The organism is Nocardia grenadensis NBRC 108939 (assembly GCF_001613445.1).
In the GTDB taxonomy this organism is placed as follows: domain Bacteria; phylum Actinomycetota; class Actinomycetes; order Mycobacteriales; family Mycobacteriaceae; genus Nocardia; species Nocardia grenadensis.
Map to the genome: position 1 here is coordinate 59,721 of NZ_BDCJ01000005.1, position 12,098 is coordinate 71,818.

The 12,098-nt window shown below is 67.5% G+C and carries 10 protein-coding genes; 6 read left to right on the forward strand and 4 right to left on the reverse strand.

Annotated elements, in window-relative coordinates; all coding sequences use genetic code 11:
* Positions 1-68 precede the first annotated feature (68 nt).
* A complete protein-coding gene (locus NGR01S_RS06265; protein ID WP_063035324.1) occupies positions 69-986 on the forward strand; it encodes a LysR family transcriptional regulator in 918 nt (305 codons plus the stop codon).
* Here NGR01S_RS06265 and NGR01S_RS06270 read toward each other — a convergent pair.
* Together NGR01S_RS06270 and leuA are read right to left on the reverse strand one after the other, a co-directional pair.
* Complete coding sequence (locus NGR01S_RS06270; protein ID WP_373861392.1) at positions 980-3,214, reverse strand: nucleotide-binding protein; 2,235 nt, start codon at positions 3,212-3,214, stop codon at positions 980-982. The genes NGR01S_RS06265 and NGR01S_RS06270 overlap by 7 nt on opposite strands.
* 159 nt (positions 3,215-3,373) lie before the next feature.
* A complete protein-coding gene (gene leuA, locus NGR01S_RS06275; RefSeq protein ID WP_063035237.1) occupies positions 3,374-5,176 on the reverse strand; it encodes a 2-isopropylmalate synthase in 1,803 nt (600 codons plus the stop codon).
* Between the two features lie 481 nt (positions 5,177-5,657).
* Here leuA and NGR01S_RS06280 point away from each other — a divergent pair, with 481 nt between their 5' ends.
* The 3 genes from NGR01S_RS06280 to NGR01S_RS06290 all read left to right on the forward strand — a co-directional run bounded on the left by NGR01S_RS06280 (position 5,658) and on the right by NGR01S_RS06290 (position 9,180).
* Positions 5,658-6,422 (forward strand): sulfite exporter TauE/SafE family protein, encoded by a 765-nt coding sequence (locus NGR01S_RS06280; RefSeq protein ID WP_063035326.1) that lies wholly within the window; start codon positions 5,658-5,660, stop codon positions 6,420-6,422.
* Between the two features lie 101 nt (positions 6,423-6,523).
* The gene (locus tag NGR01S_RS06285) at positions 6,524-8,158 is read left to right on the forward strand and encodes a GMC oxidoreductase (protein ID WP_063035238.1); all 1,635 of its coding nucleotides are present in this window, start codon (positions 6,524-6,526) and stop codon (positions 8,156-8,158) included.
* Between the two features lie 170 nt (positions 8,159-8,328).
* The gene (locus NGR01S_RS06290; protein WP_063035239.1) at positions 8,329-9,180 is read left to right on the forward strand and encodes an ion transporter; all 852 of its coding nucleotides are present in this window, start codon (positions 8,329-8,331) and stop codon (positions 9,178-9,180) included.
* A gap of 142 nt (positions 9,181-9,322) precedes the next feature.
* Here NGR01S_RS06290 and NGR01S_RS06295 read toward each other — a convergent pair whose 3' ends face one another.
* Positions 9,323-9,781 carry an SRPBCC family protein gene (locus NGR01S_RS06295; protein ID WP_063035240.1) on the reverse strand — a complete coding sequence of 153 codons (459 nt, stop codon included), beginning with the start codon at positions 9,779-9,781 and terminating at the stop codon, positions 9,323-9,325.
* Positions 9,782-9,953: 172 nt separating this feature from the next.
* On the reverse strand, positions 9,954-10,139 hold the full coding sequence (locus NGR01S_RS06300; RefSeq protein WP_030524229.1) for a DUF1918 domain-containing protein: 186 nt from the start codon (positions 10,137-10,139) through the stop codon (positions 9,954-9,956).
* Between the two features lie 144 nt (positions 10,140-10,283).
* Between NGR01S_RS06300 and NGR01S_RS06305 the strand changes: the two genes are divergently transcribed.
* Positions 10,284-10,652 (forward strand): dihydrofolate reductase family protein, encoded by a 369-nt coding sequence (locus tag NGR01S_RS06305; protein WP_063035241.1) that lies wholly within the window; start codon positions 10,284-10,286, stop codon positions 10,650-10,652.
* Between the two features lie 179 nt (positions 10,653-10,831).
* Entirely contained in the window at positions 10,832-12,097 is a 1,266-nt protein-coding gene (locus tag NGR01S_RS06310; RefSeq protein WP_063035242.1) for an aspartate kinase, read from the forward strand.
* The last annotated feature ends 1 nt before the right edge of the window (position 12,098 follow it).

Below are 12,098 nucleotides of genomic sequence, written 5' to 3' on the forward strand. Positions count from 1 at the left end.
TGTCAGCACAAACGAATTGTAATGGATTGATGATTTAGTATCGCTTAATGGTCGGTGCCCATGCCTCGCTGTCGGTGGAACGGCTCCGCATCCTGCGCGAATTCGCCGACCGGGGCACGATCGGCGCGGTCGCCGCCGCCCTGTCCATGACCCCGTCGGCGGTATCACAACAACTGAAGGTGCTGACCAGGGAGGCGGGCGTCACCCTGCTCGAACCGAGTGGTCGCCGGGTCCGCCTCACCGACGCCGGGCACGCCCTCGTGGTACGGGCAGACGAGGTCCTCGCCGCACTCGAGCGCGCCATCGCGGAGATGGCGCACTATCGCGGGTCCCCGCGCGGACAGGTCCGGGTGGGGGTCTTCCCTTCCGGCGGTGCCCTGCTCCTGCCCCATGTACTGCCCGCGATGGCCGGTAGCGGGGTGGATATCGTGGCCGGAGACGAGGACGTGCCGCCACACGAGACACCCGGTCTGCTCGCCGACTACGACATCGTCCTGACCCACCGCGACGAACGCGCGGCACCGGTGACCGGGCCACGGGTGAGCTCCCGGGTACTCATGCGCGAACCCATCGATGTCCTGGTCGCACCAGACCATCCACTGGCCGGAAAGAACGCGGTCACCGCCGAGGAACTGGCCGCGGAGGCATGGCTGAGCGTGCGCGGCGGCTTCCCGGTCGACGATGTACTCCGATCGATCGCCACGATAACCGGTGTGGAACCGCGAATCGTGCAGCGACTGAACGATTTCCGGATGATCGAAACACTGGTCGGTGCCGGATACGGCGTCGCGCTCATGCCCCGCTACGCCGTCACCCACCCCGGGTTGTCCCAGCTGCGATTGTCCGGGGTGCGGGCGGCTCGTCTCTACGACCTGGTCACCAGGCCGCGCGCCGAGAACCGTCCCGCGATCGCCGCGGTACTGGACTCGTTCACGGCGGCGGCCCGGCAGGTCACCGCCGAACAGCCGCCCGGGACCGATCAGTAGCGGTTGCCGTACGGATAACCGTCCACATTGGCGAAATCGTCGGCGACCATCGCGGCGAGTTCCAGCAGGGCCTGCCGGGTCGGTTTGCTCACCAGTTCCAGGTCGATTTCGGCACCCTCGGCGAGGTGATCGTCGAAGGGCACGACCTGGACGGCCCGCGTGCGGTCCAGGAACAGCCGGCGCAGATGGTCCAGGTTCACCGAGGTGGACCCGCGCCGGGACGCGTTGACCACCACCACGGTCTGCTGCACCAGATGTGAATAGCCGTGGTAGTCCAGCCAGTCCAGGGTGGCCGAGGCGCTGCGGGCGCCGTCGATGGCGGGGGAGGTCACCAGGACCAGCGAACTCGCCATATCGAGCACCCCGGACATCGCCGAATGCATCAGTCCGGTACCGCAGTCGGTGAGGATGATGTTGTAGAACGACTGCAGGATCCCGATCGCGCGCCGGTAGTCGGCCTCGCTGAACGCCTCCGATACCGCCGGGTCCTGCTCGCTGGCCAGCACCTCCAGCCGGCTCGGTGACTGCGAGGTGTGCGCCCGCACATCCGAGTAGCGGGTGATGTTCTGGTCTTCCAGCAGATTGCGCACGGTGGATCGGGTCTGGCGCGGTACCCGGTGGGCGAGGGTACCCAGGTCGGGATTGGCGTCGATCGCGATGACCCGGTCACCTCGCAAGGACGCGAAGGTGGCGCCGAGGCCGACGGTCGTGGTGGTCTTGCCGACGCCGCCCTTGAGCGACAGGATCGCGATCCGGAAATCACCGTAGACCGGTGCGTTAACCCGGCTCACCAGATCCCGGTGGACGACATCGGAGGCCGACTCGCCCGGATTGATCGCCCCGCGCGAGACCTTGTGCACCGCCCGTCGCCAGCCGCCGCGCGGCGCCTTACGAGCTCGTTTCAGCAGATTCAGGTCGTTGACCGAATTGCCGAGCTGACCCGGTTCCGGCATCTGGCGCTGCGGGAACTGCTGTCCGGGCCGACCGTGCTGACCCGGTTGGCCGGGCTGCTGGAACTGCTGCTGGGGCGGCTGCTGCGGAGCCGGCGGCGGGCCGGGGTCACCCCAGGCGGGCGGCTGGAACTGCCCGGTCGGCGGATTGTGCGCGGCCGGGGGCTGTGGCGGCTGGTACTGCGGCTGCGGTACGGGTGGTGGCGCGGCCGGTATCGGCGGCGGGGCCCAGCTGTAGATCGGGCCGCCTTGTTCGCTCTCCGGCGCCGGCGCGGGACCTGGGTGCGGAGCGGCCGGCGGTGCGTAGCCGCCGGTGGGCGGGGGCGCGTACGGTGGCTGTTCCAAGTTCGGCTGTCCCGAATACCCGTTGTTCGGCTGTCCCGAATACCCGTTCGGATCCTGGTGCGGATACTGCCCGGTCGGTGGACCGGGCGGCGCGAAGGAGTCCGGCGGGTTCTGCCCCGGACCGGTCTGGAATTGGCCGGCGTCGGGTTGTGCGAACTGGCCGCTGCCGTATTCGCTGTTGGGGGCCTGGAACTGGTCCGGGGCCGGTTGTGGGAACTGGCCGCTGCCGTGCCCCGCGTCGGGGGCCGTGAATCCGCCCGCGCCCGCCGGCAACTGGCCGGCATCGGGTTGTGGGAACTGGCCGCTGCTGTATCCGGTGTTGGGGGCCTGGAACTGACCGGGGCCGGCCTGCGCGGCGTCCGTGCCGGGCCCGATGTTCGCCGGCTGGAACTCGTTCGGATCCGGCTGCGGGAACTGCGCGCTGCCCGGGCCCGGGAACTGCTCCGGGGCAGGTGCACTGAAAGCCCCGCCCGGTTCCGGCGGGGCGAATTGATCGAACGGGGAGTTCCCGTAGCGAGCACCGCCATCGGTCGATGCCGGTGGTGCGAACCCGTCGCCGTCCGGCCCCGGCGGGGTGCCCGGTTCGGCCGGGCTCGCCGTCGGGAAACCGTCTTCGCCGCTACCGTCGCCCGGTGTCGGTTGCTCGGAATCGGTGGTGCGGGGGTCTTCCGGGTCGCCCGGAAGATTTTCCGCGGACTTCTCCGGAGTATCGGTTCCCGCGGCCGGATCGGCTTCCCCGGGACCGGTTGCCGCTGGTGGCGCTTCGGAAGACACCCGCTCGGCGGGGTCGTCGGAGTCGGTGCGCGGCTCCGACTCGTTTCGCGCCGGATCCTCGGGCGGCACGGCATCCGAGTCGCCGCCGCGGCCGGCGATTTCCGCCGGTTGACTCGGGGGCCAGGGCTGGGAAGTCGGATCGTGTTCGTCAGTAGTCACAGTTCCCCCATCTGCTCGGGTTTTTCGAGCAGAGAGCTCGGCGGCGTGGAGTCCGGACCAACGCTAGCAGGTGCGCGAAGGTTCGCATGCCGGACGGTTTACCACCGATGAAGCCGCCGTCACCGGTACGGTGACGGCGGCCTGAACGGTGAGTGCGGGTTACTGCTTCTGGGCGGCCCGGTTCACGGCCGAGACCACGGCCCGCAGCGAAGCGGTCGTGATGGAGGTGGCGATACCCACACCCCAGACGATCCGGTCCCCGATCGCGCATTCCACATAGGCCGCGGCCTGGGCGTCGTCGCCGGCCGACAGTGCGTGCTCGGAGTAATCGAGCACCTCCACCTGGTAGCCGACCGCGGCGATGGCATCGACGAAGGCCGCGAGCGGCCCGTTACCGCTGCCGGTGACCTCCTGTTCGACCCCGTCCACCTTGACCACCGCGGTGATGCGGTCGGTGCCGCCGTCGGTCTCGGCCGCGGTGACCTTCTGGCGCATCCGCTCCAGTGGCCGGATCGGGGTCAGGTACTCGTCGGCGAAGGCGTCCCACATCTCCTTGGGGGTGATCTCACCGCCTTCGCCGTCGGTGATCTGCTGGATGGCCTGCGAGAACTCGATCTGCAGCCGGCGCGGCAAGGACAGCCCGTGATCGGTTTTCATAATGTAGGCCACGCCGCCTTTGCCGGATTGCGAATTGACCCGGATGACGGCCTCGTAGGTGCGGCCCACATCCTTCGGGTCGATCGGCAGATAGGGCACCTCCCAGGAGATATCGTCCACATCGGCGCCGGCCGCGTCGGCGGCCGACTTCATGGCGTCCAGGCCCTTGTTGATCGCGTCCTGGTGGCTGCCGGAGAAAGCGGTGTAGACCAGGTCGCCGCCGTAGGGGTGGCGCTCGTGGACCGGCAGCTGGTTGCAGTACTCCACCGTGCGACGGATCTCGTCGATATCGGAGAAGTTGATCTGCGGGTCCACACCCTGGGAGAACATGTTCATGCCCAGGGTCACCAGGCAGACATTGCCGGTGCGCTCACCGTTGCCGAACAGGCAGCCCTCGATGCGGTCGGCGCCGGCCTGGTAGCCCAGCTCCGCGGCCGCTACCGCGGTGCCCCGATCGTTGTGCGGGTGCAGCGACAGCACGATCGAATCGCGCCGGGCCAGGTTTCGGTGCATCCATTCGATGGAATCGGCGTACACATTGGGCGTCGCCATCTCCACGGTGGCGGGCAGGTTGATGATCAGCGGCTTGTCCGGGGTCGGGGCGATGATCTCCGAGACCGCGTCGCAGACCTGCTTGGCGTACTCCAGTTCGGTGCCGGTGTAGGACTCCGGGCTGTACTCGTAACGCCAGGTGGTATCCGGGTATCGCTGCTCGGTCTCCAGGCACAGCCGCGCGGCGTCGGTGGCGATCTTCTGCACAGCCTCGCGGTCGGCGCGGAAGACCACCCGCCGCTGCAGGATGGAGGTGGAGTTGTAGAAGTGCACGATCACGTTCGCGGCGCCGGAACATGCCTCGAAGGTGCGCTCGATCAGCTCGGGACGGCACTGGGTGAGCACCTGGATGGTGACGTCGTCGGGGATGGCGCCGTCCTCGATGATCTCGCGGACGAAATCGAAATCGGTCTGGCTGGCGGACGGGAAGCCGACCTCGATTTCCTTGTAACCCATCCGCACCAGCAGGTCGAACATACGACGCTTGCGAGCGGGGCTCATCGGGTCGATCAGCGCCTGATTGCCGTCGCGGAGATCGACGGCGCACCACGCGGGCGCCCGGTCGATCACCTTGTCCGGCCAGGTGCGGTCCGGCAGCGTGACCGGCTCGACTTCCTCGGCGAACGGACGATAGCGGAAGACGGGCAGCGACGAGTTCTTCTGCTTGTTCCACGCGGGCTGGTCGGCGGGCGCGGGTTTGGCGGGCGCGGTGATGGTGCGCGTGCCGGATACGAAGGCGTCAGCGGGTGACATGCGATTTCTCCGTGGGTGAGATTGTTTCCCGAAATGGGTCGACCGGCGTGGCGGAACCCCGCGACGGGAAGCCGGTCCGATCAGACCCCGTCGCGGCGGCTGAGAAGAAGTGCCCGCTGCATGACCCGTGCGAGTCTACCTCCTCTGATGCCGGGCCTGCCGGGGCGGTCCGGAGGGCCGGTACTTCACAAGGCGGCGCGGTCCTGCCGCCGATGACGGTCGCCGCGCGTTCGCGGGGCGCGCGGCGCGGTATCGAGATCGTCGTGAGGTTATTCGCAGGGCGGGTCGCGGCTGTTTCGTCCGCCCGATCGCGGGCGTGTCGCACGGGCTCCCATTACCCCGATCGGCCGCGCGGAGCGCGACGGGCACGCCTTCCATGACCTGGCCCGGACCCGTCGCGATCACCGGGAGGGTCAACCGCTAGCGTCCCTCAGGGTTGCGAGTGACCGGACGCCGGTCCGGAAAGGTCGAGGGTTCGAGCATGACTTGGCTGGAGATGCTGGCCGTATTCGGTGCGGGGATCGCCGCAGGTGGCATCAACACCGTCGTCGGGTCCGGAACACTGATCACTTTCCCGGTATTGCTGGCCATCGGCCTGCCGCCGGTGACCGCGAATGTGTCGAATACGGTCGGGCTCGTTCCCGGCTCGCTGAGCGGGGCGATCGGCTACCGCCGGGAACTGTCCGGGCAGTGGGGCAGGGTGCTGCGCTACAGCTCGGCGTCGCTGCTGGGGGCCGCGGTCGGCGCGGTCCTGCTGCTGACGCTGCCCGCCGACGCCTTCGCCGCCATCGTCCCGGTGCTGATCATCGTGGCGCTGGTGCTGGTGGTGGTGCAGCCGCGGCTGTCGGTGTGGATCCGGGAACAGCAGAGCGAGGCCGAAAACGTGCGCCCGCACGGCGGCCCGGTTCTGCTCGCCGCGATCTTCGGCACCGGTATCTACGGGGGTTACTTCGGCGCGGCTCAGGGGGTCCTGCTGCTCGCGCTGCTCGGGGTGTTCGTGCACGAGGACATCCAGCGCCTCAATGCGGTGAAGAATGTGCTGGCCCTGCTTACCAATGGCCTCTCGGCGGTTGTTTTCATCGTGGTCGCCGAGGTGGATTGGCCGGTCGTGGCCCTGATCGCGGCCGGCGCGATCATCGGCGGGCAGCTGGGGGCCAAGCTCGGGCGGCGGCTGCCGCCGAATGTGCTGCGCGCGGTTATCGTGGTGGTGGGCACCCTCGCGGTGATCCGATTGATCTTCGGCTAGCGGTCCGCGGAGCCGAATCGGCTTCCCCGCGACGACTGTTCACATCGGTCGATTCTCGGTACCATCCGTGCGCTGTTGCGTTACCAGAGAGGTGTCGTGGGGTGGATAGGCGTGCCCTTTTCAAGGCCGCGGGGGCGGCTGCTCTTATCGGTGCGGTGGGATCGGTGATCCCGAGATCGGAGGTAGCACTGCCGCGGGCCGGGGCGGAGCCGATCTGGCATGAGCTGTTCGCGCAGTGGGTTCCGGAGATTTTCGGCCCGGTGCCGGCGCCACCCGAGCACACCGAGGCCATCGTGATCGGTTCCGGGTTCGGCGCGGCGGTCAGCGCCTTGCGACTGGCGGAGGCCGGCGTCGCGACCACGGTGCTCGAACGCGGCTCCCGCTGGCCCAATGACCCGTGGCGCGAGATCTTCACCGGCGACGATCTGCCCGACGGTCGCGGTTTCTGGCATGCCACCAGCTTCACCGGCGTGACCAAGGTGCCGATGCAGTTCGCCGATTTCGGGGGCGTGCTGGACTGCACCCGTTTCCAGGGGATCGATGTCTGGCGCGGCGCGGCGGTGGGCGGCGGCTCGGTGGTCTTCACCGGCGCGATGATCGCGCCCGAACGCCGGTTCTTCGACCATGTCTTCGGCGGTGTGGTCGACTACGGCGAGCTCGACGCCGTGTACTACCCGCGGGTGCGCGCGAAACTGCGGTTGGATCCGATGCCCGAGGACATCTACCGCTCGGCGCCGTTCACCCATTCCCGGGCCTGGGACGATCAGGTGCGCAAGGCCGGCTACCGGCCGGTGCTCAACGACTCGATCTTCACCTGGGATGTGCTGCGCGGTGAACTGGCGGGGACCGTGCGGGCCTCGGCGACCGCCGGCCGCAGCAATCTCGGCAACTCCAACGGCGCCAAATTCGACCTCAACCAGAACTATCTGAGGGACGCCGAGGCCACCGGGAAAGCGAAGATCTATCCGGGCCACCGTGTCGATACGATCGCCCAGGAAGCCAGTGGCCGGTTCGTGGTCACGGTGACCCACCTGGATCCGACCGGTGCGGTACGCGGAAAAAAGATCCTCACCTGCGACAAACTATTCTTGGGCGCGGGTTCGGTGGGTACCTCCGAACTGCTGGTCCGGGCCCGGGAGACCGGCACGCTGCCGCATCTCAACGAACATATCGGCGACGGCTGGGGCACCAACGGTGATGTGGTGCTCGCCCGCGGAGCGAGTTCGGTGTCGGGTAACGGGCAGGGGGTGCCCAGTGCCAGCCGGATCTTCGACGACACCGGTACGGCGCTGACCCTCGAGAACTGGTACATCCCCGGTATCCCGTTCGAGACGGGTGCGCTCGCCTCACTGGCGATCGTCCTGGACCCGACCCGCGCACGGTTCGGCTACGACCCCGTCTCCGGCGGTGTCGGGTTGAGCTGGCCGCGCCGGGCCCAGGACGAGGCCGCCGCGGCGGCACGCGCGGTGGACCGGCGTATCGCCGAGCGGGCCGGTGCGCTGGCCGAGTACAGCGCGCTCGGATACGACGCCAACGCCCAGTTCACGGCGCATCCGCTCGGTGGCGCGGTGTTGGGCCGGGCCACCGACTCCTACGGCCGCGTGCACGGGCATCCGGGCCTCTACGTCATGGACGGCGCGGCGATCCCGGGCAGCACCGGCACCGTGAACCCGTCGCTGACCATCACCGCGCTGGCCGAGCGAAATATCGAGGCCATCATCGGCGCGGGCGGCTGATTCCGGGGCGGACGACGGCGGTGGACCGCGATACCGGAATACACCGGTCGCCCGCCCGAGTGAGTCCTGCTGAGTGGTGCAGCTGCCGCTCACGGGCACCGTACACGGGCCGCGCACCGGAACGGCGGGTAATACTGGGCGGCGATCTTTCGGCGTCGAAGGGAATGTAGGTGTCAACACCGTCGTCCACGGAGTCCGGTCCCGGGTATGCACCCGAAACCCCCGAGCCCGAGAGGTTCCCGCGGAAACCGCCCGCCCTGTGGACCGATTTCGTCATGCTGGCGCTGGCCGCGATCTCGGTCGTGCTGGTGTGCTGGATCACTTTCTTCGAAGTGCCCCCCGAGACCTACCGGGTCATCGTCGGTGTCGACTACGCCATCTGCGCGGTGTTCGCCATCGAGTTCCTCTGGCGCTGGCGCCGGGGCGGCTGGCCGTGGACCTTCCCGTTCGTCTACTGGTACGAGGTCCTCGGCATGATCCCGGTGGCCAGTCCGTTCTTCCGAGCTTTCCGATTGCTGCGGATCGTGGTGATCCTGGTCCGGCTGGCCCGCGTCGCCGACCGGGTGTTCGGAGACCGTGTCACGGCCGCGGTGATCAACCATTCGGTGGGCACGATCGTGGAGGTCATCAAGCGCCCGATGACCATCGCGATCATGGAGGAGGTCACCGCCGTCCTGCGGACGGGGCACTACACCCGCAATATCGCGGCGGCGCTGGAGGAGAACCGCAGCGAACTCGACGAGATGATCGTCGAGATGATCAAGAACGATCCGCAGACCGGCCGCGTCCGCTATATCCCGTTCCACGACGAGATCATCCGCCTGGTCGCCGACACCGTGTTCCGGATCCTGTTCCAGGTGCTGGCCGATCCGCGCACCGACGAACTCGTCTCGGACATGATCCGGGAGAATGTCGACCAGATCCGCGAATCGGTGCGTACCGGGGTCAAGGTGGCGCCGTCGGCCTACGGTCCGACCGCGGATCACCTCACTGCCCGGCACTTCACACAGCGGGAGGCCTGATGCGGTAGCGGGGCGCCGCGAACCGCCGTGTCGCCCAGCCGAGAAGTGCGGTCGGGACCGCGCACAGCACCGCCGGTCGGGCCCTGCCCGTGGCAGCTCGAAATCCGCCGTCGCGGAGATCGCGGGTACGGCGCGAGCGGGCTCAAACGAGGTCGTAGGTCTCGGATTCGGGAAACTGCTCGGCGTAGGCGGCGAAATTCTCCACCAGGGCCTCGTAGGATCTGCGGACCGCCCGCCTGCCCAGGAATCCGGGCACGGGCAACGGCGTGTACTGCTCGACGTGCAGCAGTACCGCGCTACCGGTGTCTCCCGCGGTGACCTCGAAGTATCCGCCGCCCCTGATACCGCGGGTGCTGTCGGAGACCTCCCAGGACATCCGGTTCTCCGACCAGTCGAACTCCCACACCTGCATATCCGGGGTATTGGAGACCGAGACCTGGATGAAGACCCGGCGCGGCCGGCCTTCTTCGTCGCGCCCCGCCACGCGCGCGTCCTCGAAATCGGGCGACCATTCGGACAGCATCTCGACCGCCATCAACGCGTCCATGACCTGGTCCGGGTCGGCCTCGACGGAGAATCTGATATCGGTCTTCGTACGCATACTGTCCCTCGCCCCCGGTTATTACGAATCGGCCACGATTCTTCCCGGGGGTCAGGTGATCGTCAACACGCTCCTTCGCCGCAGCGGTCATTCCGCCCGCGGGTACACCGGCCGCAAAGGTTTGCGGGGCCGGCCCTGAACCGGGGTCCGCTGTGCCTGTCGCGTGGGCAGGTCAGGGTGTTCGTTCGACTGTCGCGTCCGGGCCGGGGAAGACCAGGGACTCGTGTCCGTCGTCGAAACGCACCAGATATGGCGGCGTTCCGTCGCGGCCGTGGACCTCTACGATCTCTCCCTCGTGGTCGACTTCGCCGACGGTGTGCCCGTGCACGTGCAACCGGTCTCCGACGTTTGCCATCATGCAGCCCATTATTCGAGCCCTATGGCGGGCATCACAACCCCGATCGAATCGCTATCGCCTGATTGGTGGTGGCTCGTAATCAATTCGGGCGCCGGATATCGAGTGTGTTCGAGTTCGGTTCTTCGATGACAACCGGATCGATATGTGCCCGGCCTCGGATTCGGCCACCTGCGCCCCCGTCCGCGAGGACCGCCGGCTCTTGACACCACTCCGAATGTAGTACTACGTGCGGACCCGGAGATCGAACTGGTGCGCACCGACCCGGTCGAACTGGTGCGCCGACTCAAGAAGGAGGACGGACCGCAGGGCAAGGACATCTGGCTTTGTGGCGGCGGCACCCTCGCCGGTGCGTTGATCGAGGAGATCGACCAGCTCATCTTCAAGAGTTACCCGGTGTTGGCCGGCGCCGGCGTTCCCGCGCTGGGGGGAAATTTCCGGCCCGCACTGTTCAATCCTGTGCGGCGGCAGGAGTTCAGTAACGGAGCACAGGTGACCTGGTTCGATCGGGTATGAGACCTGTTCGGGTATCCGCCACGCCCGCCCGCGCGTGGGGCGGGCGGGCGCGCAGGTAAACGTGACGTCACGCTGCTGTGTGTTATTCCACAGCCTGGCCGGATACTCCCGGAACAGCGTGGCCGGCATCGGTACGCTATTGCACTGATCGCCTGTTCGCTGACATTGGAGGACCCCTCGTGGCACTCGTTGTCCAGAAGTACGGAGGATCCTCGGTAGCCTCTGCCGACCGGATCCGTCGCGTCGCCGAACGGATCGTCGAGACGAAGAAGCAGGGCCACGACGTGGTCGTGGTGTGCTCAGCCATGGGCGATACCACCGACGAGCTGCTCGACCTGGCCGAGCAGGTCTCTCCCGCGCCCCCCGCCCGGGAGATGGACATGCTGCTCACCTCGGGTGAACGCATCTCCAACGCCCTGGTGGCCATGGCCATTCACAGTCTCGGCGCCGAGGCGCGGTCGTTCACCGGCTCCCAGGCCGGTGTCATCACCACGTCGGTGCATGGTAAGGCCAAGATCATCGACGTGACGCCGGGCCGTCTCCGCGAAGCCCTGGACGAGGGCACCATCGTCCTGGTCGCGGGTTTCCAGGGCGTCAGCCAGGACAGCAAGGACGTCACCACGCTGGGGCGTGGTGGTTCCGACACCACCGCGGTCGCGCTGGCCGCGGCGCTGGAGGCCGACGTCTGTGAGATCTACACCGACGTGGACGGAGTCTTCACCGCCGATCCGCGCATCGTGAGCGATGCGCAGCAGCTCGAGCAGGTCTCCTATGAGGAAATGCTCGAGATGGCGGCCTGCGGGTCGAAGGTACTCATGCTGCGCTGCGTCGAATACGCGCGCCGCTACAACGTGCCCGTGCATGTGCGTTCGTCCTATACCGACAAGCACGGCACCTATGTATACGGATCGATGGAGGACATTCCCTTGGAACAAGCAATCCTGACGGGCGTCGCGCACGACCGCAGCGAGGCCAAGGTGACCGTGGTCGGGCTGCCGGACGAACCCGGATACGCCGCCAAGGTGTTCCGTTACGTGGCGGAAGCCGAGATCAACATCGATATGGTCCTGCAGAACATCTCCAAGGTGGAGACCGGCAAGACCGACATCACCTTCACCCTCCCCAGGGCCGACGGCGTCCGGGCGGTGGAGATGCTGAGCAAATACCAGAGCGAGATCGGCTTCTCCCAGGTCCTCTACGACGACCACATCGGCAAGGTATCGCTGGTCGGCGCCGGGATGAAGAGCCATCCCGGGGTCACCGCCACCTTCTGTGAGGCGCTGGCCGAGGCCGGTATCAATATCGATCTCATCTCCACCTCCGAGATCCGGATCTCGGTACTGGTCAAGGACACCGAACTCGACGATGCGGTGCAGGTACTGCATCGCGCCTTCGACCTCGGCGGCGACGAGGTCGCCGTCGTTCACGCCGGAACGGGGCGATAAC